We start from the raw sequence: 19955 nt of genomic DNA, 5'->3' as shown, positions 1-19955 counted from the left end.
CAAACCCATGCCGGTCGGCGAGCACCACCAACTCGCCCCGACGCGAATTGGGTTAACATGGGATGAACTGGGAAACAATGACACCAAGCCCGTTTCATCGAGATTTCAAAGGTGTCGCACCCCTTGTTCACTGGGTGAGATTGTTAATCCACAGAACATACACAGAACTGATTGGGCGGACGTCTTGGGCGGTGTCATTGGAGCCCAGTTGAAGGTCACATTTGAGGACGGTGCGCGCAGGCGCGTCCTCCCCCGCCAGGGGGAGGACCTGAATGGACCAGATGATCTGTAAGCCGGGTTCTGTTCCGCTCCCGCCAATCCTAAGGAAGGGGGAACGGCGACGATCATTCCTCTAGGCCGGCCATTGCTGGACGGCTCTCGCGACCTACCCGGACCCTCTCGGCCAGTGACGGCCTATCCGACGCGAGGCCGGCGCGGGGTCCCTATTCGGTCTTGCTCCAGGCGGGGCTTGCCATGCCGTCCCTGTCGCCAGGTCCGCGGTGGGCTCTTACCCCACCCTTTCACCCTTCCCGCCCCGTAGGGAGGAGGTTTGCTTTCTGTGGCGCTATCCCTGGGATCGCTCCCGGTGGGCGTTACCCACCGCCTTGTCACCGTGGAGCCCGGACTTTCCTCGGCGTCCGAAGACGACGCGACCGCCCGACCATCTGGTCCGGGAGGGTGTTTGACGGGATGGCGTTGACACGTCAACAACCCAACTTGTTGACATCAACTTTATCCGACCTCCCCGGCGAAAGCCGGGGCCCAGATCGAACCCACAATCACCTGGGATTAAAGCACCGGACGATGGCGCGAACACCCAAACCGCTCCGGATGGATCTGGGCCCCGGCTTTCGCCGGGGAGATCGGATTTAGGGAACGTCGCGCATGCGCTCCGCGATCGGATGGTCGCCCAGCCCCTGGGCCGCGCCCAGGCGGTCGGCGTCGGCCTTGTTCTGCGAGAGTTTGAACGTGCCCTCCAGCCGCTCGACGAACAGCCGGCCGCCCTGGATGCCGCGCAGCATGCTCTCGAACTTGCCGGCCTTCATCTTGTCGCGGGTCCACGGCTTCTTGGGCAGCAGCCGCGCTTCTTCCTGAGCCGACAGGTCGTCGAGCAGGGCGATCAGCTCGGCGTCGTCCAGCGGCGCGACCGAGCCCTCGGCCTCGACGGACTGGTAGTTCCAGGTGGGCACCTGGTCGGCGCTCTCGTACCAGTCGGGGCTGATATAGGCGTCCAGGCCCGTGGCCAAGGCCACGGCGCGGAAGCCCTGGGTCAGGTGCGGCGTCAGGACGTTGCCGCGCGACAGGTGGAAGTCCAGCCCGATCTCGCCGTCCAGGTCGCGGATCACGACCGGGCTCTGAGCCACGAACGGCCGGCCGCCGACCGAGGCCGCGAAGGTCACGAACGGATGGGCGGCGATGAAATCGAGCAGGACCGCCCGATCCTCGACGCGAAAGCGACTATCCGGATGCATCAGATTTCAGCCCCACAACCCGAGCAATGCGAGCCCGGTCGCCCCCTCATCGAGTATCGAAAACCAAGCGCGGCGTCGGGACCGTTGTCTTTCAGCAAGACGTAGAGGCCGCACGAACGACAGCGCGCACGCCAGAAAACGAGGGCGACGCATCCCACCAACAGGAATGCGACCAAGGGTGCAAATCGCCAGCCCCAACCTCCCAGCGCGGAGAACAGGAGCGTGAAAACGACGATCCCGCCCATGCCTAGACGATAGACAGTCGACGGCCTCACTACTCGGCCGCCGCGCGCAGCAGGCCCACAAGCCGCGCCCGGGTCTCGCCGTCGGCGATGCCGTCGAAGCGGCTCTGCAGCCAGTGACGCTGGAAGGCGCCGACCACGGTCGCGGTCCATTCGTCGTACTTGCCGGTTGGGGCGCAGTCGAAGCCCAGGCGGGTCAGGCCGGCCTGCAACGCGAACACGCCGGTCCCCTCCTCACCCTGCCCCAGCGGCGCGCCGGGCGACGGAGCGGGCTCGATCCACAGGCCATGGCCGCTCTCGGCCAGGCGCTTCCACGGGAAGAGCTCGCCCGGATCGATCTTGCGGGCCGGGGCGATGTCGGAGTGGCCCAGGATGCGGCTGTCGGGGATCATCCAGCGCGAGCGCACGTCGGCCAGCAGGTTGATCACCGACGCGATCTGCGCCTCCGGGAAGGGGCGATAGCCGAACTCGTGGCCGGGATTGACGATCTCGATGCCGATCGAGGCGGAGTTGATGTCCTTGACGCCCTTCCAGAAGGCGGCGCCGGCGTGCCAGGCGCGGCGCTCTTCAGGGACCAGGCGGAAGATGCGGCCGTCCTCTTCAACGCAATAGTGGGCCGAGACCTTGGCCTCGGGGTCGCGCAGGCGCTCGATCGCCGCCTCGCCGGTTTCCATGCCGGTGTAGTGCAGGATCACCGTGTCGGGCACGGCCTTGCGGGCGTCGAAATTGGGCGACGGGGCCTCGACGAAGGACAGGCTCATTGGGCGCGGTTCCGGATCGACATCAGCAAGGGCATGACCTGATTCCGCCGAAGCGCGATGATCAGAACACCCAGCAAGGCGAGCGCCGCGCCGATCCCCATGCGCAGATCGAAGTGATCGTGCGTGACCACAACGCCCAGCCCGATGGTGAAGAGCGGCGTCAGCAGGGTGAGCGGAGCGATCAGGTTGGCCTCGTAGCGCTGGATCAGCCCGTAATAGGCCGTATGGGCCACGACCGAAACCACCAGGGCCGAGAACGCCACCGCGCCGATGAACGGCCAGCCCGCCTGGACGCCGGCGGCGACCTGGCCCGGCTCCATGAAAGCGCTCATCGCCGCCAGCGGCCAGAAGGACGAGAACCCCACCCAAGCCTGGAACTGCAGGGGTTTCACGCCCTCGACCTGCTTCATCAGCACCGCGCCCAGCGAGCCGGTGAAGGCCGCCGCGACGATCAGCCAGAGGCCGGCCGACAGCTCCAGACCCTTGGGGCTCCACATCACGACCACCGCGCCCAGTAACGTCAGGGCTATCCCTAAGCCGCGCCGCCAGCGGATCTTCTCGCCCAGGATCAGCACCGACAGCAGGGTCGTGAACGGCACGCCAACCTGGATCACCACCGAGGCCGCCGACGGCGAGGCGGTCTGGAAGCCCATGAACAGCAGGGCGAAATTGCCGCCGCCCATCAAGAGGCCCACCAGCACCATCCGCCACGTCGGCCGCGGCGCGGGCAACAGCCACGGCAGGGTGATCAGCGCCACGACCGCGAAGCGTACGGCGGCGTAGTACAGCGGCGGCACGCCCCATTGGGCGACGACCAGCTTGGAGATGATGTTGCTGCTGGCCCAGACCAGGCAGACGAGAACCAGAATGCCGAAGTCGCGCAGGGACATGGAGTGATCCGATAGGCCGCAGTTGACGTTCGGTCAAAACGGTCGTTTGTTGGTGAACACTGTTCACATACAGCCACGCGGGGTCAACCGGCGGGCAAGCCGAGCCTGCCTTAGCAGGCTCGGATCTCAGAAAAAGAATCGAGCGCGAAACGCGCTCGTGGAAGGGCGGAACTCGGGATGGAACATGTCGACGTACTGATCGTGGGCGCGGGCTTGTCGGGGATCGGCGCGGCCTATCACCTGAAGCAGCACTGCCCGGGCAAGACCTACGCGATCCTAGAAGGACGCGAGGCGATCGGCGGCACCTGGGACCTGTTCCGCTATCCCGGCATCCGCTCCGACAGCGACATGTACACCCTGGGTTACAGCTTCAAGCCGTGGAAGGCCGCCAAGGCCATCGCCGACGGCCCGTCGATCCTGGGCTATGTGCGCGAGACCGCCCGCGAGCACGACGTCGACCGCCACATCCGCTTCAAGCATCTGGTCAAGCGCGCCAGCTGGTCGACCGAAACGGCGACCTGGACGGTCGAGGCCGAGCATGACGGGCAGATCGTCCAGTACAGCTGCGGCTTCCTCTATATGTGCGCCGGCTACTATCGCTACTCGGCCGGCTACACGCCCGACTTCCCGGGAACCGACCGCTTCAAGGGCCGCATCGTCCACCCGCAGCATTGGCCGGAAAACCTGGACTACGCCGGCAAGAAGGTCGTGGTGATCGGCAGCGGGGCCACTGCCGTGACCCTGGTGCCGGAAATGGCCCGCACCGCCAGCCACGTGACCATGCTGCAGCGCTCGCCGACCTATGTGGTCTCGCGCCCGGCCGAGGACGGGGTGGCCAACTGGCTGCGGTCCAAGCTGCCAGCCATGACCGCCTATGGCATCACCCGCTGGAAGAACGTCCTCTTCCAGATGCTGTTCTTCAACATGGCCCGCAAGAAGCCCGATAAGGTCAAGGAGCGCCTGCTGGGCATGGTGCGCGAGCACCTGGGACCAGACTACGACATCGGCACCCACTTCACGCCGCGCTACAATCCGTGGGACCAGCGCCTGTGCCTGGTGCCGGACGCCGATCTCTTCGCTTCGATCAAGGCGGGGACCAGCTCGGTGGTCACCGACCACATCGAAACCTTCACCGAGGACGGCATCCTGCTGAAGTCGGGCAAAACCCTGGAGGCCGACGTCATCGTCACCGCCACCGGGCTTCAGCTCCAACTGATCGGCGGCATGGAGGTCGTAGTCGACGGCAAGAAGGCCCAGCTGTCGGAGTCGATGAGCTACAAGGGCATGATGTTCAGCGACGTGCCGAACCTCGCTTCCGCGTTCGGCTACACCAACGCCAGCTGGACGCTGAAAGCCGACCTGACCAGCGAATATGTCTGCCGCCTGATCAACAGCCTGGATCGCGCCGGCGCCGACTACTGCGTGCCGCGCGTCGACGGGGCGATGGAGGTCGCGCCGTGGCTGGACTTCTCGTCCGGCTACGTCACCCGCTCGATGGACCAGTTCCCCAAGCAGGGCCTGCGCAAGCCGTGGAAGGTCCACCAGAACTACGCCCTGGACCTTGTGGCGCTGCGCTTCGGCAAGGTCGAGGACGGGGTGATGGAATTTGGCCGGAAGACGGGGGTTAAGAGCCAACCCGTCACCGCCAAGGCCGCGTAACCCTATTCGTCCCCCAATTTGCCTCCCTAGGCCCTATGCCTAGGGCCCAGCGTTCCACTCGCTCCGCGCATGACGACGAGCGCCGAGCCTGGCGGCGCCATGGGTCCTCGCCACAAGGGCGAGGAAAGCAAATCTGGTTGGGCTGATGCTCATGAAGCTTCCCTATCGAATTTGATAGGTTGTGAACTCCGGCCCCGCCCCCGACCTTTCTAGGGGAAGGAGATCGCGTATGGCGCAACCGTCCTCGTACCTGGGCTGGAAGATCGACTACGCCAATCCGCCCGGCGAGCCCGCCTATCTGGATCCGGGCTCGATGCACTGGCGGGTCTACAAGAACCCGATCGCCCTGGCGGTCGGGGGCGTGGCCGCTGTGCTGCTGGAATTCGCCGACGCACGGATCCGCTCGGGCGTCTGGGATCACTCGACCTACAAGGTCGACCCGATCGGGCGTTCCAAGCGCACCGGCATCGCGGCCATGGTCGGGGTCTATGGCCCGCAGGCCGCCGCCCGGCGGGTGATCCAGGGCGTCACCAACATGCACACGCGCGTGGTGGGCCAGACGCCCAGCGGCGAGGCCTACAAGGCGCTGGATGTCGAGCTGCTGGACTGGGTCAGCGCCACGGCCGGCTACGGCTTCCTCAACGCCTATGACCAGTTCGTCGAGCCGCTCACCGAAGCCGAGAAGACCCGCTTCTACGAGGAGGCGCACCCGATCGCGCGGCTATACGGGGTGAAGTACTCGCCCAGCAGCCAAGCCGACTTCATGGCGATGATGGACAAGCTGGCGCCGCGCTTCGAGCCGCACCCGATCGTCGGCGAGTTCCTGGACATCATCCAGTCGGGCAAGGCCGCGCCCGCCGCGCCGAAGTTCCTGCACAAGGCCCTGGCGCGGGCCTCGGTATCGCTGCTGCCGCCGGTGGTGCGCGAGAAGCTGGTCCTGGGCCACGAATACGACCCGACGACGGTCGATCGCTTAGCGCTGAAGGCGGCGGGCCGGCTGGCGGAGAAGGTCGCGGTGCGGAACTCGCCGCCGTCCCAGGCCAGCGTGCGGCTGGGGCTGCCGTACGACTTTTTGTACCGGAGCCGGGCGGAGCAGAAGCGGTTGCTGGAGACCCTCCACAATCCGCTCATCCCCGCGAAAGCGGGGACCCAAGCCGAGGTTTAGGAACTCCACGCCGCCTTCGTATCAAGCGCCGCTTGGGTCCCCGCTTTCGCGGGGATGAGCGGTGTTTCGGGTTGGTGGTTAGTCTTCGTCGTCGAACGCCTCGTCCTCATCGACGACCGGTTTGGCCGCCACCTTCGGCGCCTTGCGCTTCACGAACCGCAACGCGGTATGACTCTGCGAGAACGCGCAGACCTTGGTGTCGACGAAGCCCAGGCCGCGCACGGCCTCCAGGATCTCGACGTCCTTCAGCGGCGCGCCCTTGCCTTTCTGAGCCACGATCCAGATCGCGCCCTTGGGCCCAAGCGCGCCTTCCCAGTCTTCCAGCCGATCGAAGTCCGCCAGGTCCTCGACGCCCAGGAACAGGATGTCGATCCCCTCCTCGGCCTCGCCCAGTTCGACGCGGGTCTCCAGCTCGGCGATGAAGGCCTCGTCCTCGACGCCGTCGACGACCACGGTCATGCCGGGCTTCACGCCCAGCTTGTCCAGGCGCGAGGGCGGGTTCTGGATGGCATGCAGCCACTTCTCGGCCTGGCCGGCGTCCAGCGTGAAGCGGGTGCCATCGCTCAGCACCAGGTCATCGCCCTCGACACGGATGTTGCGCAGCGCATGGCCCTGATAGATGCCGCGCACCGCCCCGCGGAAGATCAGCTTGGGCGGCTCCCACAGCAGCTTGCCCTCGCTCTCGCCGTCGGACAGCTGGCCCCAGACGCCGCTCGCTTCCTTGCCCATGCTTATTTGCCTTCGAATTTCGGCTGACGCTTCTCGAGGATCGCGTCGACGCCTTCCATGTGGTCTTCGGTGTGGTGAGCGATGGCCTGGGCGGCCGCGCTCATTTCCATCAGGGTGTCGTAGCTGGCGGTCTGGCCGTGCTTGAGCAGGCTCTTGGCCATGCGCAGGGCGTGCGGTGGTTGCTGGGCGATCCGGGTCGCCAGCGCCATGGCCTCGCCCATCAGCGTGTCGGCCGGCACGGCGCGGCTGATCAGGCCCCAGTCGGCCGCCTTGGCCGCGTCGATGACGTCGCCGGTGAACAGGAGCTCGGCAGCGCGGCTCATGCCCACCGTGCGCGGCATCAGCCAGGCGCCGCCATCGCCGGGGATCAAACCCAGCTTCAGGAAGGTGACGCCGAACTTGGCGGTGTCGGCGGCGATACGGATGTCGGTCATGCAGGCCACGTCGCAGCCCAGGCCGATCGCCGCTCCGTTCACCGCCGCGATCGACGGAACCTCCAGGCCGTAGATGGCCCGGACGATGCGGTGGATATTCTTGCGGTAGCCGTCGCGCACGGCCACGCCGTTGCCGCCGAACGCGCCCTCGCGGGCCTTCATCGCCTTGACGTCGCCGCCGGCCGAGAAGGCCTTGCCCGCGCCGGTCAGGATCACGCAGCGGATGTCCTGGTCGTCGTTGATCGCCTCGCAGGCCGCCGCCACCTGATCGCCATCCCCCGGCGCGCCCAGGGCGTTCATCGCCTCGGGGCGGTTCAGGGTCAGGATGGCGACGTGACCGCGCTTTTCGGTGAGGATCAGAGACAAGGTGGGCGCTCCTGCTGTGCTTTTCTGATTTTCCCCTTCCATAGACGCGTTTGCCCCGCCGTGCAGCCTGACGCGACGATACAACCTGGCGGATCACGACGATCACGAAAACGCGATTGGCGCGGCGGCTCGACCCGACATTGAAATGGCTTCTGGGACGATGACGAGGCTGCGGCGAATGACCGAGCACGCGAAGGCCCGACACGTGTTGATTATCGAGGATGAAATCCTCGTCGCGTTCGAGGTCGAAGCTCTTCTGGCGGAGATGGGCTTCACGAGTTTCGATATAGCCGACAGCGCGGCTGACGCGCTGACCCTGGCGATCGCCAATCCCCCCGACCTGATCACCGCCGACTATCGCATCGTGGGCGGCACCGGGCTCGAGGCTGTCGAGGCCATTGAGAGCCGGCTGGGCCGCATCCCGGTGGTCTATGTCACCGGCAATGCTGACCAGCTGCGCGGGCGCGTCCAGCCGATCGTCGACAAGCCGATCTCGGCGCGGGTGCTGGCTGAGGCCTGCGCCAGAGCGTCGAACGCCTAAAGGTTGTTCCCTCCCCGCCTTGGGCCTAGAAGCTCAAGCACGGGAGGACGCGATGCACGAGATCACCACCGTCGAAGCGCTTGAAGCGCTGTACCAGCCCCTCCCCGTGCCCGCCTCGACCGTCAAGGTCACCGACCACATCACGCCACACTACGCCGCCCTGATCGAGGCCTCGCCGTTCGTGGCCCTGGCCACGGTGGGCCCCGAGGGCCTGGATTGCAGCCCGCGCGGCGACCTGCCCGGCTTCGTGCGCATCGCCGATCCCAAGACGCTGATGCTGCCCGACCGGCGCGGCAACAACCGCATCGACAGAAGGTTGTTCCCTCCCCGCCTTGGGCCTAGAAGCTCAAGCACGGGAGGACGCGATGCACGAGATCACCACCGTCGAAGCGCTTGAAGCGCTGTACCAGCCCCTCCCCGTGCCCGCCTCGACCGTCAAGGTCACCGACCACATCACGCCACACTACGCCGCCCTGATCGAGGCCTCGCCGTTCGTGGCCCTGGCCACGGTGGGCCCCGAGGGCCTGGATTGCAGCCCGCGCGGCGACCTGCCAGGCTTCGTGCGCATCGCCGATCCCAAGACGCTGATACTGCCCGACCGGCGCGGCAACAACCGCATCGACAGCCTGCGCAACATCGTCCGCGACCCGCGCGTAGCGCTGCTGTTCCTGATCCCGGGCTCGGGCACCACCTTCCGCGTCAACGGCCGCGCGGTGCTGAGCACCGACCCGGCCCTGCTGGACAGCTTCGCCGTCGACGGCAAGCCGCCCCGTACGGTGATGGTCGTGACGGTGGACGAAGCCTACTTCCAGTGCGCCCGCGCCATCGTCCGCTCGGGCCTGTGGAAGGCCGAGAGCCAGGTCGACCCGGCCAGCCTGCCCACGCCCGGCGCCATGCTGGCCGCCGTCACGGCCGGCGAGGTCGGCGGCGAGACCTACGACCGCGAATGGCCCGGCCGCGCCGCGAAGACGATGTGGTGAGACGGGGCGTCCTGATCATCGCCGGTCTGGCGGTAGGCGCGATCGGCGTCGTGGCCTTCGCGCCGCGGGATCAGCCCGACACACCAAAGCGCATCGCCAAGGAGTGCCGCTTTATCGCCGACCTCGAGGCCCGGCGCATGGTCCGGCGGAAAGACTATGGCCCCGCGCGGTTCGAGGTCTGGCGCGCCACGGACAAGACCAGCGGCTCGCCGCGCCCTGAGACGAAGGACCTGCCCTGGGAAATGCGCCTGCTGGCCAGACCGCCGGCCAAGCCTCAGGCCGCCATCGACTGTGGCTCGGCGCTGGACGGCGCACGCGTGCCCAAGGTGCAGGTCTACAACGACGGTCCGCTGCGACAGGCCTATCGCTTCCAGTATTCGCGCATCGTCTTCTCACCCGGCGACCGCTACGCCGCGGCGCGGATCACGATCTGCGAGATGCGGGACGGCCTTTGGGACGAGAGTAGCGGCATCACGATCTGGCGCCGCCGGAACGGGACCTGGCAGCCCCTGGACGACGAGACCACACTGCTGCAACTGCCACCCACCCGCCGGCCGCCGATACGCTGCTTCGAGACGCCGGCGCCGTGACTACTTCGTCGCGAACCGCTTGAAGAAGCTGGTCGGCAGCCACTCGGGGCGCTTTTCGGTGTCGGCGATCTCGCGGATCATCGTGGCCATGTAGGCATTGAAGCGCACCGCCGTCGGCAGGTCGAAGGGCTGGGCGGTGTCGTCCTTAGGGCCGTGATACCGCTCGGCGCGCCATTGGCGGTCGGCATTGGCCTCTGCCGAGCCGACCGGATGGGCCAGGCGACCCGCGAGGGCGGGAACGCCGGTGCGGATGAAGCTGTACTGGTCGGAACGCACGAAGCTCAGCTGGTTCGGCGCCGGGTCGGGCATGACGGCGAAGCCCTGGCTGGCGGCGGCGCGGCGGGCCACGGCGCCCAGGGTCGACTCCTCCTCGCCCATCACGATGATGGCGTTGGCCGGCTGCGAGGGCATGAACATGTCCATGTTCACATTGGCCACGATCGCGCTCTTGGTCACGGTCGGCTTCTCGGCGAAGTACTGCGAACCCAATAAGCCCTGCTCCTCGGCGGTGACCGCCACGAACAGGATCGAGCGCTTGGGCGGCGCGCCGGCCTTCAGAGCCGCGGCCTGCTCCAACAGCGAGGCCACGCCGCTGGCGTTGTCCATGGCGCCGTTGTTGATCGCGTCGCCGTCGATCGGCGTGCCGACGCCCAGGCCGTCTAGGTGGGCGGTCAGGACGACATACTCCTTGGACAGCGCCGGGTCCGAGCCCGGCAGCACCGCCGCCACGTTGGGCGACACGGCCTTGGTGGTCTCGCGGCTGACGGCAGCCCGGACGCTCTGGTTCAGGGCGAACCCGGGCACGGCCTTGCCGGCGTCGGCCAGGACCAGCAGTTCCGCAAGCGTGTGACCCGAGGCCGCGAACAGCTTGCCGGCATGGGCCGGGTTCATGGCGGCGGTGAAGAGCTCGCCCTTCACCGGGTTCAGGGCGGGGTCGGCCAAACGCATCGCCGGCTCGACGGCGCGCAGCTTGGAACGCTCCCAGGGGATCTCGACCTGCTTGGGGTTCTGGATGGTGATCAGGCCGATCGCGCCGGCCTTCTGCAGCGGCTCCCAGCGCTCGCGGGCGGCGTGGGCGCGCAGCGAGCCGGGGACGTTCGAGGGCCCGCCGCTGATCACCACCGCCACCTTGCCGCGCAGGTCGACGCCGGCGAAGTCGTCGTGGCCGGCCTCGGGCATGTGCAGGCCGTAGCCGATGAACACCAGTGGCGCTTCGGGCAGGCTGGCCGGCTGGGCGACGCGGGCTGACAGCACCAGATCCTCGCCCAGCGCCATCGGGGCGGCGACGCCGTCCTTGACCAGGGTGACGCTGGACTTGTCGGGGAAGATCCGCTGCACGTCGAACGCGACGGGCTGCAGGTAGCCATCGACGCCGGCGGGCTTCAGGCCCATGGCCGAGAAGCGGCCGGCGACATAGGCGGCGGCGCGGTCATAACCGGGCGTGCCGGCCAGGCGGCCTTCCATGTTGTCGTCGGCCAGCACCTTGACGTGGGCCCACCAGCGCTCGGTGGCGGGAAGGTCGGCGGCGCAGGCCGAACCGGTTGCGACGAGGGCGGCCAGCAGGGCCAGGGGCGTGAGCTTGATCATGACGCGGACTTTCCAGGCGGCCGCTCAAGCTGGCAAGACTTCGTTCGTCGAACGGCGTCGATCGCACGTCGAACGTCAGCTCTCCTCGATCTGGCGCTCGTCCTCGCGGCTGATCGAGACCTCCTCGAAGTCCAGTTCCTCCTGCAGGATCAGGAAGGCGTCGGCGCCGACCTCGCCGGACAGCCGCAACTCCTCCAGCCGCAGGCGCTGGCCGTGGATGGCCTTGAGACCGATGGCGCGGCGGGCCTCCAGCGGGCCGGTGGCGGGCGGGAAGCCGGCGGGCACGGCGGCGAAGCGGTAGCGCCAGTGGTCAACGGCCTCGCCCGTCCGACCGTCCAGCACCCGCAGAGCGGCGCCGGCCAGGTCGGCGCGCAGGCGCACCAGCTCCTCGCCCAGGGCGTCCTCGCGATCCAGGCCCATCAGCCGGATCAGCGGCGTCAGGGTCAGGCCCTGCAGAACCAGGGTGGCCAGCACCACCGCGAAGGCGGTCAGCACGACGAGGTCGCGCTGCGGGAAATTGGCCGGCAGGGCGAAGGCCGTGGCCAGAGTCACCAGCCCCCGCATGCCGCACCAGCCGACCAGCACCCCGTGCTTGAGGCTGGGCATCGGATAGCCGCCGCGCAGGCTGTGGAACTGCTGGGCCAGGCGGATATAGACCAGCACCCAGACCATCCGCACCACGATCAGGCAGGCGACCACGGCCGAGGCGAACATCGCCGCCTCCATCAGCCGGTCGCGATCCATGGCCAGGACGATGGTGCGGGCCTGGAAGCCCATCAGCAGGAAGGCCACCACGTTCAGCAGGAACACCGCCGAGGTCCAGACCGCGAAGCTGTGGATGCGCATGCGCGGCGGCGTGCGCAGGGCGGCGGTGCTGGCCACGGTCATGGCGAAGGCCACCAGGCACAGCACTGGCGACACGCCCAGTCGCTCGGCCACCACCCAGCAGCCGAAGGCGACCACGAACTCCATGATGTTGCCGCCCAGGGTTCCGGTGACGAACGGGCTAAGGAACCGCAGAAGCCGCGCCAACAGCATGCCCAGGATGATCCCGCCCGGCGCGGCCAGGGAGAGCTTCACGCCCAGGGCCGGATCGATGCCGCCCTGGGCCTGGAAGGCCAGGGCCGCCGAGAACAGCAGCAGGGCAGAGGCGTCGTTCAGCAGGCTCTCGCCCTTCAGCACCGCGATCGAGCCGCGCGGCATGCGGACGCTGCTGAGCACGGCGGTGGCGGCCGCTGCATCCGGCGGAGCCACGATCGCGCCCAGGGCCACGGCGGCGGCGATCGGCAGGCCGGCCATGGCCACGCCCAGCCAGGCGACCGCGCCGGCGCTGAGCGCCACGGCGACCACGACCAGCGCGAACAGCGGCCGCCACAGCTTGCGGATGTCGGCCAGCGGGAAGTCGAAGGCCGCGTCCACCAGGGCCGGGGCCAGGAACAGGGCCAGGGCCGTGTGCGGCTCGATCGAGATGTTCGGCGCGCCGGGGACCAGCGCCAGGCATACCCCGGCGGCGGCCAGCATGGTCGGGTACGGCGCCTTGATGCGCCGCGAGACCTGCAGCAGCAGGACCGCGATGCCCACCAGGGCCAGCAGGCTCTCAAAGAAACTCACGCGGCGCGCTCCGAACGGTCAGGCATCGTAGCGGAAATCCTCGACATTCTCGTTGGCGACCGGCGCCTCCAGGCTCTTGCCGACGGCGATCTTGGACAAACGCACGTCGCGGACCGGCAGGGTGGGCTCGCCCCTGATGCGGCAGACGAACTTGGCCTCCTCCACGCGGACGTCGCGCATCACCAGGCCCTGGATCGGCGTCAGGCGGCGCTCATAGGTCGGGACCAGGTTGCGCCACTGATAGAGGACGTCGGTGTCGACGCTCAGCACCCCGCCGACGATCTTGGTGGCGCTGACGTTCTCGACGACGATGTTGCGGACATAGCCCCCTCGCCGCTCGTTGGTCTTCACGAACAGCAGGTTGTTGATCGGCACCGCCCAACCGTCCGCGCCCTTGCCATCGCCGGTGAAGTGGCAGTTCTGGACGAAGACGTTCTCGATCCCCGCCGACAGCTCGCTGCCGATCGCCATCAGCTGGTGGCCGTTCAGGATCTTGCAGTCGCGCATGACGATGTTGCGCGCCGGCCGGCCCAGCCGCCAGCCGTCCTGGTCGCGGCCTGACTTCACCGAGACGGCGTCGTCGCCCTGGTCGAAGACGCAGTCCTCGATCAGCACGTTCTGGCTCATCTCCGGATCGACGCCGTCATTGTTGTGGCCGTGGGCGCGGATCTTCACCCGCCGGATCACCACGTCGGTGCACAGGAACGGATGCAGCACCCAGAAGGGGCTGTCCTCGATGCTAATGTCCTCGACCAGCACATGGCGGCAGCGGTTGAACTGGATGAACTGCGGGCGAAGGTTCGCCTCTCCCGCCGTCATCTGCCGTTCGGCCACCGGCTCGCCCTTGGCGCTGGCGTGGTACAGCTTCACCAGCATGTCCATGTGCGGCTTGGGCCGCGCGTACCAGACCTTCCAGACGTCCAGCTTGGCCTTCAGCTTGCCGGATCCGGTGATGGCCACGTTCTCGCAGTCATAGGCGTAGACCAGCGGCGAATAGTTCCAGCACTCCAGCCCCTCCCAGGTGGTCAGGACCGGCGGCAGGTAGTCGGCGGGCTTTTCGGAGAACAGCAGCGTCGCGCCCTTGGAGAGATGCAGGGCGACATTGCTCTTCAGGTGGATCTTGGCCGTCGGCCAGGTCCCTTCGGGCACGACCACCACGCCCGAGCCCGCCGCGTTGGCGGCGGCGATGGCCTGAGCAATGGCGTCGCTGGTCTTGCTCTGGTCGCCTTGATCGGCGCCGAAGTCGGTGATCGGGAAACGGCGGCTCTTCGAGAAGTCCGGGACGCCAATGCTGGGCATGTCGAACGGCGCGGCCGGGCGGATCAGCTTGCGCGGCGCGGCGGACGCGATCGTCGGCGTCAGCAACGCCAGACCCGCAATGCCCCGTCGCGTCAGCTGCACGCCCATCGACCTCTCCGACTCTTTGAGCCAGGACAACCGATCAGCGGCCAATCACCAAGACAAAAGCGGCCCCGGGGTGTCCCCCAGGGCCGCTCGAAAACACATAGTCCCCCTGCGGAGGGCCGCTTTAGTCGTCGCGGTGGACGCGTTCGCGGCGCTCGTGCCGTTCCTGGGCTTCGACGCTCATGGTCGCCGTAGGGCGAGCATCCAGTCGAGCCAGGCCGATGGGCTCGCCCGTCTCCTCGCAATAGCCATAGGAGCCGTCCTCGACTCGGCGCAGGGCCTGGTCGATCTTGGAGATCAGCTTCCGTTGACGATCGCGGGTACGCAGCTCAAGAGCCCGATCGGTTTCCGAGGACGCGCGATCGGCGAGATCGGCGTGGTTCTCGGTTTCTTTCTGGAGATGAGTGACCGTCTCGCGAGATTCGCGGAGGATCTCTTCTTTCCATGCCAGCAGCTTTTGCTTGAAGTACTCAAGCTGCCGTTCGTTCATAAAAGGCTCGTCCTCGGAAGGACGGTAACCAGACTTCTCAACAAGAACAGTGGCCGTTTGCATCAACGCCTCACGCCCCAATGAACTCAGCCCTTAAGGGCTGCGTGCTTATAGCAAAAGGTGAGCCGCGTTCAATGAACCTCGCGTGAGTGGCGCGTTCACGTTGCGCCCCTCGCTCACGAAGCTCATTTCCACGGCGCGGACAGGTGTAAAACGCGCGAGAAGGCCAAGCGTGGCAGGGAAAAACCGCTTTCAGGTTCCCTGCCCGACGCATGTCAGTGGCCCGCCTGCAGCTTGGCCAGCTCGACGGCGGCGCGCGTCTCGATCTCGTTGAGGACCCCTTCCAGTTTGGGGTCGTCGGTGTTTTCGCGCTGCTCGCGAATGGCGCGGGTCAGACGGTCCAGGGTGCTGGGCGAGATGTCGCCGTCGATCAGAGCGATGCGGACCTCACCCAGGATGTCCAGGATCTGATCGGCGCGGCGGACCGCGCGCTTCTTGCGCTCCAGCGGGCTGCCGACGGCGCCCGTCTCCTGCAGCGCCAAGAGAGCATCGACCGAGCCGACGCCGGTCAGGCCGCCGACGGAGGTGGCGCCGACCGCGCCGGCCGGGGCCGCGCTCACGGACGGCAGGGAAAAGCCCGTCGATCCGCCGGCGGGCTTGGCCCGCGACGCGCCAGTCGACGAGACGCCCCCCGTGCTGGAAACCTTCATCCGACCGCTCCAAAAAGCTCGTGCGCGCGAGTCACTCTTCTCATCGCACGAAACATAGTGCGTCCGCGCGCTTGAAGTATGGTTAATGCCGGGCAGATTCTGCCGCCGGGCGCCGGGCGGACCACCGCCAAATCCGGAATCCCTTGAGTCATAAGGCCTTCAAAGTGGCCCGCTTCTGGCAAGAGGCGGCGCGGGGATCGTCCCCCGCTACGGAATTGCCATGTCGCGTTCATTCTTTCGCACCGTTCTTCGTCCGGTTCTGGCCGCCCTCGCCGTCGCCTCGGCCTTCGTCGCCGCGCCGGCGATCGGCAAGTCGCGCATCAAGGACATCGTCGCCTTCGAGGGCGTCCGCGAGAACCAGCTGATCGGCTACGGCATCGTCGTGGGCCTGAACGGCTCGGGCGACAGCCTGCGCAACGCGCCGATGACCAAGCAGAGCCTTGAGGCGATGCTGGAGCGTCAGGGCGTCAATGTCCGCGACGGTAACCTGAACACCAAGAACACCGCCGCCGTCATGGTCACGGCCAACCTGCCGCCGTTCTCGGCCGCCGGCTCCAAGGTCGACGTCACCGTCTCGACCCTGGGCGACGCCAAGAGCCTGCTGGGCGGCACCCTGCTGGTCACCAGCCTGCAAGGCGCGGACGGCCAGACCTATGCCGTGGCCCAAGGCAGCGTGCAGACCGGCGCCGTCGCGGCCGGCGGCGCCTCGGGCAGCTCGGTCACCAAGGGCGTGCCGACCGCGGGTCGGATCGCCGGCGGCGGCGTCATCGAGCGCGAGACCGGCTTCCAGATGGTCAATATGGACATCATGCGCCTGACCCTGCGCAATCCGGACTTCACCACCGCCCGCCGCATCGCCGACGCCATCAACGCCAAGTTCCCCAACTGCGCCCAGGCCCAGAACCCGACGATCATCGCCACCCGCGCCCCGCCCGGCACGGACATGATCACCTTCATGACCAACATCGAGAACCTGGAAGTCGAGCCCGACGGCCCGGCCAAGGTGGTGATCGACGAAGTGGCCGGCGTGATCGTGATGGGCGACGACGTCCGCATCAGCCAAGTGGCGATCGCTCAAGGCAACTTGACCATCTCGGTCCAGGAAAACCCCGCCGTCAGCCAGCCGGCGCCGTTCAGCCAGGGCCAGACCACCGTCGTCCCGCAGTCGACCGTCAATGTCGACGAGGAGAAGGGCAAGAAGCTGATCACCCTGGGCGGCGCGCCGTCGCTGAAGGGCCTAGTCGGCGGCCTGAACGCCCTGGGCGTCACGCCCCGCGACATGATCTCGATCCTGCAGGCCGTGAAGGCCGCGGGCGCCCTGCAAGCCGACATCGAGGTGATGTGATGAGCGCCTTCGACACCATCTCGACCTTTGTCCCGCAGTTCGGCGCGGCCGCCGCCACGGTGAAGACGGCCGCCAAGGCGGTGCAAACCGCCGGCGCGGCTGTCCAGAACGCGGTCGAGGACACGACCAAGGACACCGCCGCCCGCAAGAAGATCGCCGAGACGGCCAAGACCTTCGAGGCCTCGTTCCTGTCGGTGATGATGCAGCAGATGTTCGAGGGCGTGAAAACCTCGGAACCCTTCGGCGGCGGCAACGGCGAAGAGATGTTCAAGTCGATGATGACGGACGCCATGTCCAAGGAAGTCACCAAGGCCGGCGGCGTCGGCCTCTCCTCCGTCATTCAGCGCGAGATGCTGAAGATGCAGGGCCTGAAGGAGCACTAAGCCATGGCCATCGCCGCCGTCGACGCCGACGATCGCGTCCATCAGCTGACCCTGCTGACCGAACGCCTGACCGACCTGATCGCCAAGGAGGCCACGGCCTTCGAAAGCCACCGCCCGCACGAGGCGGCGCAGTACGTCGAAGAGACGGCGAAGCTCGCCAATGTCTATCGGCACGAGTCGATGCGGGTGCGCCACAGCCCCGCTCTGATCGAGGGCGCCAAGCCCGAGCTGCGCCATCGCCTGATGCGCGCCACCGAAGCCTTCGACGCCGTTCTGGCCCGCCAGGCCCGCGCCGTGAACGCGGCCAAGACCGTGACCGAGGGCCTGGTGCACGCCGTCGCCTCGGAAATCGCCAGCCAGCGCGCGGCGCCCGCCACGACCTACGGCGCCGGCGGCATGGTCAACGACCGCCCGCAGCATGGCGCGGCGATCACGCTGAATAGGAAGGCCTAGGGGGCCAGCCTCCTCCTAGACCTCCTCTTTCGTTGCCTTCCTGGGCCTTGTGCCCAGGACCCATCTGTCAGCCGGTTAGGCGCAGCTCCAGCGCGCTTCCACACCGCCGGAACAGCCCGCGGGCGCCGAACCTAGCGGCGCGATGGGTCCCGGGCACAAGGCCCAGGAAGGCGGTTGTGGGTTGGGTGGGGACACTATCCGATCAGCTCAAACACCGCCGCCCGCCGCATAGCCCCCTCCACGTCCCCGAAGTCCGCCACCGGATACTCGGCCAGCACCGTCAGCCGGTCGGTCGGCAGGGGCGCACGGAAGGGGTCGCCGATCAGCACCACGATCCCCGCCGCCACGCAGCGTCGCAGGAAGGTCTCGGTGCGCATCGCCAAGTCTGGTTCGTAGAACAGATCCCCCACCAGCATAAGCTCGACCTCCGGCGGGTCGCCGTCCAGCAGGTCGGCCTGCTCGACTTCGATCGTCACGCCGTTGGCCGCGGCGTTCAGGTGTGCGGCGGTGACCGCGTAGGGATCGACATCGACCGCCCTCACCGCTTTCGCGCCCACCAAGGCGGCGGCGATGGCCACCAGGCCCGAGCCCGCGCCCAGGTCCAGCACACGCTTGCCGGCCACGGTCTCCGGGTGATCAAGCACATGCCGCGCCAGGGCCAGGCCCCCGCCCCAAGGCCGCGCCCAGTAGGGTGAGCCGAAGTCCGGATCGGCGTCGGCCAGACGCATCAGGCCGCTGCTCGGCCCAGCACGGTGCAGGCGGATCTCCGGCGCGCCCGGGACGGGCTCGAGCGGCAGGCGGTCCTGGATGAAGGCTTCAAGATTCACCGGCGGACTTAAGCGCCTAGTGGGCGTCGCCGATCAACCGCTTCTTGCGCCGGTGCAGGCTGGCGGCGACGGCGATCAGCACCAGCGGGACCAGGGCCGACATCAGGTGCTCGGCCACCCCGTGCAGCCACGGCTTCAGCAGATAGCCGACGAGGCCCAGCACGTAGTAGCCGACCGCGAAGATCGACAGCCCCTCGACCAGACCCTGCAGCTTGGTCTGCAGCTGCAAGCTGGCGTCCATGCCGCGCAGGGTCTCCTGGTTCTGGCGGTCCTGGGCCAAGCCCAGCTTCGTGCGCAGCAGGTCGCCGCTGCGGGCGATGCGCAGAGACAGGTCATCCAGCCGCCGGTCGGCCGCCTCACGCGTGCGCATGGCCGGCAGCAGGCGCCGGGCGATGAACTCGCTCATGGTCGAGTGGCTGGGCACGCGGCGCTCGCGCAGGGCCTCCAGCCGGTCCAGGGTCAGGCGGTGGTAGGACTCGGTCGCCCCGCGCCGGAAACGGCTCTTGGCCGCGCGCAGTTCGACCTCGGCCGAGAGGGCCAGCAGGTGATCCAGGACACTCTGGCTGTCCTCGCCGGCCGCGAGACCACTGGTGATCGCCGCCAGCCGCGCCTCGGCCCCGTCCAGCCAGGCCAGCAGCTCGCGGGCCGGCGGAAAGCCGATCAGCGCCAGCTTCCGGTAGTTGCCGATCTCCAGCAGGGTCTGGACCAGGCGCGAGACCTCGTCATGGGCCAGGCTGACGTTCTGCACATGGATGCGGCCCGTGCCGCCTTCGCGCAGGCGGAAGTCAGTCCAGATCCGCGCCGCGCCGTCGAACACCTCGCACGAGACGCAGCGGGCGAGGTCGATGTGGCCGCCCAGGTCTGCATCGGAAGGCTGCTCGGCGCCGGGGGCCGAGACCGAGATCTCGACACCCCGGAACACCTGGCCCGGCGCGCCGTCCAGCCAGAAGGCGCTGGCCTCCGGCTGAGGCTGGAATCCGAGGTCGCGTCCCAGTTCCCCGTAGGCGAACCAGGTCCAGGTCGAGAATTCCTGGTGACGCTCCCACAACCAGCCGCCGTCTTCGTTCGCGACGACCACACGGCCCAGCGCGGGGTCCTGCCCCGGCGCGAACAGGGAGACGAAACCCGCCTCCGCCGTTCGCGCGTCGGGCTCGACCAGATAGACCCACTGGCGCAGCCGGACCGGCGCGCGGTCCAGTGGCAGCGCCCGCAAGTGCATCAGTTCGCTCAACGTCACTCGAAGAGGGTGGTCCCGACCGCCGTCCATCTCGTCCTCGCCCTGCGTTGCCGGGTCATCGAGTCATGCTCAATGTTAC

General features: G+C 67.8%; 20 protein-coding genes, 1 other RNA gene and 1 pseudogene. 9 read left to right on the top strand and 13 right to left on the bottom strand.

Annotated elements, in window-relative coordinates; translation table 11 throughout:
• Positions 1-273 precede the first annotated feature (273 nt).
• The 4 genes from rnpB to J7528_RS19810 all read right to left on the bottom strand — a co-directional run bounded on the left by rnpB (position 274) and on the right by J7528_RS19810 (position 3365).
• Positions 274-669: RNase P RNA component class A (gene rnpB, locus J7528_RS19825), an RNA gene on the bottom strand.
• A gap of 200 nt (positions 670-869) precedes the next feature.
• Positions 870-1472, bottom strand: a complete 603-nt coding sequence (locus tag J7528_RS19820; protein WP_291877999.1) for an FMN-binding negative transcriptional regulator — start codon at positions 1470-1472, stop codon at positions 870-872.
• 274 nt (positions 1473-1746) lie between these two features.
• On the bottom strand, positions 1747-2475 hold the full coding sequence (locus J7528_RS19815) for an N-acetylmuramoyl-L-alanine amidase (RefSeq protein WP_291877996.1): 729 nt from the start codon (positions 2473-2475) through the stop codon (positions 1747-1749).
• Positions 2472-3365, bottom strand: a complete 894-nt coding sequence (locus tag J7528_RS19810; protein ID WP_291877993.1) for a DMT family transporter — start codon at positions 3363-3365, stop codon at positions 2472-2474. The genes J7528_RS19815 and J7528_RS19810 overlap by 4 nt, the downstream gene beginning before the upstream one ends.
• Before the next feature lie 177 nt (positions 3366-3542).
• Here J7528_RS19810 and J7528_RS19805 point away from each other — a divergent pair, with 177 nt between their 5' ends.
• Positions 3543-5024 (top strand): NAD(P)/FAD-dependent oxidoreductase, encoded by a 1482-nt coding sequence (locus J7528_RS19805; protein ID WP_291877991.1) that lies wholly within the window; start codon positions 3543-3545, stop codon positions 5022-5024.
• A 229-nt stretch (positions 5025-5253) separates the two neighbouring features.
• Positions 5254-6189 (top strand): oxygenase MpaB family protein, encoded by a 936-nt coding sequence (locus J7528_RS19800; protein ID WP_291877989.1) that lies wholly within the window; start codon positions 5254-5256, stop codon positions 6187-6189.
• Positions 6190-6267: 78 nt separating this feature from the next.
• On the opposite strand, the gene J7528_RS19795 is transcribed toward J7528_RS19800, so the two are convergent.
• Together J7528_RS19795 and J7528_RS19790 are read right to left on the bottom strand one after the other, a co-directional pair.
• Positions 6268-6918, bottom strand: coding sequence for a DUF3052 domain-containing protein (locus J7528_RS19795; RefSeq protein WP_291877987.1), 651 nt, complete (start codon positions 6916-6918; stop codon positions 6268-6270).
• A 2-nt stretch (positions 6919-6920) separates the two neighbouring features.
• Positions 6921-7718: a crotonase/enoyl-CoA hydratase family protein gene (locus J7528_RS19790; RefSeq protein WP_291877985.1), complete on the bottom strand. Its 798-nt coding sequence runs from the start codon at positions 7716-7718 to the stop codon at positions 6921-6923.
• Between the two features lie 178 nt (positions 7719-7896).
• Here J7528_RS19790 and J7528_RS19785 point away from each other — a divergent pair, with 178 nt between their 5' ends.
• The 4 genes and pseudogenes from J7528_RS19785 (at position 7897) to J7528_RS19770 (ending at position 9829) form a co-directional block, all read left to right on the top strand.
• Positions 7897-8259, top strand: coding sequence for a response regulator (locus J7528_RS19785; protein ID WP_291877983.1), 363 nt, complete (start codon positions 7897-7899; stop codon positions 8257-8259).
• Positions 8260-8311: 52 nt separating this feature from the next.
• Positions 8312-8569 (top strand): annotated as a pseudogene (locus J7528_RS19780) (pyridoxamine 5'-phosphate oxidase family protein); the annotation flags it as partial.
• Between the two features lie 55 nt (positions 8570-8624).
• On the top strand, positions 8625-9239 hold the full coding sequence (locus tag J7528_RS19775; RefSeq protein ID WP_291877981.1) for a pyridoxamine 5'-phosphate oxidase family protein: 615 nt from the start codon (positions 8625-8627) through the stop codon (positions 9237-9239).
• Positions 9236-9829 carry a hypothetical protein gene (locus J7528_RS19770; protein WP_291877979.1) on the top strand — a complete coding sequence of 198 codons (594 nt, stop codon included), beginning with the start codon at positions 9236-9238 and terminating at the stop codon, positions 9827-9829. The genes J7528_RS19775 and J7528_RS19770 overlap by 4 nt, the downstream gene beginning before the upstream one ends.
• On the opposite strand, the gene J7528_RS19765 is transcribed toward J7528_RS19770, so the two are convergent.
• The 5 genes from J7528_RS19765 to J7528_RS19745 all read right to left on the bottom strand — a co-directional run bounded on the left by J7528_RS19765 (position 9830) and on the right by J7528_RS19745 (position 15631).
• Complete coding sequence (locus J7528_RS19765; protein ID WP_291877978.1) at positions 9830-11416, bottom strand: M28 family metallopeptidase; 1587 nt, start codon at positions 11414-11416, stop codon at positions 9830-9832. It abuts the gene before it with no gap.
• Positions 11417-11491: 75 nt separating this feature from the next.
• A complete protein-coding gene (locus J7528_RS19760; RefSeq protein ID WP_291877976.1) occupies positions 11492-13027 on the bottom strand; it encodes a cation:proton antiporter in 1536 nt (511 codons plus the stop codon).
• Positions 13028-13045: 18 nt separating this feature from the next.
• Positions 13046-14434, bottom strand: a complete 1389-nt coding sequence (locus tag J7528_RS19755) for a glycoside hydrolase family 28 protein (RefSeq protein WP_291877973.1) — start codon at positions 14432-14434, stop codon at positions 13046-13048.
• Positions 14435-14555: 121 nt separating this feature from the next.
• Complete coding sequence (gene dksA, locus J7528_RS19750) at positions 14556-14984, bottom strand: RNA polymerase-binding protein DksA (protein ID WP_291877972.1); 429 nt, start codon at positions 14982-14984, stop codon at positions 14556-14558.
• Positions 14985-15196: 212 nt separating this feature from the next.
• Entirely contained in the window at positions 15197-15631 is a 435-nt protein-coding gene (locus tag J7528_RS19745; protein WP_291877970.1) for a flagellar assembly protein FliX, read from the bottom strand.
• A gap of 220 nt (positions 15632-15851) precedes the next feature.
• Between J7528_RS19745 and J7528_RS19740 the strand changes: the two genes are divergently transcribed.
• The 3 genes from J7528_RS19740 to J7528_RS19730 are packed head-to-tail and all read left to right on the top strand — an operon-like array spanning position 15852 to position 17812.
• Positions 15852-16976, top strand: coding sequence for a flagellar basal body P-ring protein FlgI (locus J7528_RS19740; RefSeq protein ID WP_291877968.1), 1125 nt, complete (start codon positions 15852-15854; stop codon positions 16974-16976).
• Complete coding sequence (locus tag J7528_RS19735; RefSeq protein ID WP_363270229.1) at positions 16976-17359, top strand: rod-binding protein; 384 nt, start codon at positions 16976-16978, stop codon at positions 17357-17359. Before J7528_RS19740 ends, J7528_RS19735 begins: the two co-directional genes overlap by 1 nt.
• A 3-nt stretch (positions 17360-17362) precedes the next feature.
• The gene (locus J7528_RS19730; protein WP_291877966.1) at positions 17363-17812 is read left to right on the top strand and encodes a flagellar basal body protein; all 450 of its coding nucleotides are present in this window, start codon (positions 17363-17365) and stop codon (positions 17810-17812) included.
• A 194-nt stretch (positions 17813-18006) separates the two neighbouring features.
• Here J7528_RS19730 and J7528_RS19725 read toward each other — a convergent pair whose 3' ends face one another.
• Both J7528_RS19725 and J7528_RS19720 read right to left on the bottom strand, forming a co-directional pair.
• The gene (locus J7528_RS19725; RefSeq protein WP_291877964.1) at positions 18007-18639 is read right to left on the bottom strand and encodes a 50S ribosomal protein L11 methyltransferase; all 633 of its coding nucleotides are present in this window, start codon (positions 18637-18639) and stop codon (positions 18007-18009) included.
• A gap of 16 nt (positions 18640-18655) precedes the next feature.
• On the bottom strand, positions 18656-19906 hold the full coding sequence (locus tag J7528_RS19720) for a DUF3422 family protein (RefSeq protein ID WP_291877961.1): 1251 nt from the start codon (positions 19904-19906) through the stop codon (positions 18656-18658).
• Between the last annotated feature and the right edge of the window lie 49 nt (positions 19907-19955).

This window comes from Caulobacter sp. (genome assembly GCF_017744445.1).
In the GTDB taxonomy this organism is placed as follows: Bacteria; Pseudomonadota; Alphaproteobacteria; order Caulobacterales; family Caulobacteraceae; genus Caulobacter.
This window is presented reverse-complemented; position numbering and strand designations above follow the sequence as displayed.